The organism is Thermomonas alba (assembly GCF_022419205.1).
GTDB lineage: Bacteria > Pseudomonadota > Gammaproteobacteria > Xanthomonadales > Xanthomonadaceae > Thermomonas > Thermomonas alba.
This window is the reverse complement of the sequence record NZ_JAJOZU010000066.1, coordinates 1-528: the sequence shown is the minus strand read 5'-3', so window position 1 is coordinate 528 and position 528 is coordinate 1. Positions and strand designations below refer to the sequence as shown.

At 65.9% G+C, this 528-nt stretch carries 1 protein-coding gene; it reads left to right on the top strand.

What is annotated here, in order from left to right; translation table 11 throughout:
• Positions 1-90 precede the first annotated feature (90 nt).
• A partial coding sequence (locus ML342_RS11775; protein ID WP_500809976.1) for a 2,3,4,5-tetrahydropyridine-2,6-dicarboxylate N-succinyltransferase occupies positions 91-528 on the top strand: 438 nt, incomplete at its 3' end.

Sequence of the window (528 nt, the reverse complement as noted above, 5' to 3'; positions counted from 1 at the left end):
AATGCCTCGAAGCTGCCGAGCGCATCGTCCGCTTCATCCGGGGCTGATGGCCGCCTCTGCCGCCCCGCCCCACGATCCACGCCTACGACCATGACCCAACAACTGCAGCAGATCATCGAAAACGCCTGGGACAACCGCGCCCAGCTCTCGCCCGGCAACGCCCCGCAGGAAGTCGTCGATGCCGTCGAGCATGTGATCAGCGAGCTCAACAACGGTCGGCTGCGCGTCGCCACCCGCCAGGGCGTGGGGCAGTGGACGGTGCACCAGTGGATCAAGAAGGCGGTGCTGCTGAGCTTTCGCCTGAACGACAACGAAATCATGCAGGCTGGCGACCTGGCCTTCTACGACAAGGTCAAGACCAAGTTTGCCCACCTCAGCCCGCAAGAAATGGCCGCCACCGGCGTGCGCGTGGTGCCGCCGGCGGTGGCGCGCCGCGGCAGCTTCATCGCCAAGGGGGCGATCCTGATGCCGAGCTACGTCAACATCGGCGCCTACGTCGACGAAGGCACGATGGTCGACACCTGGGCC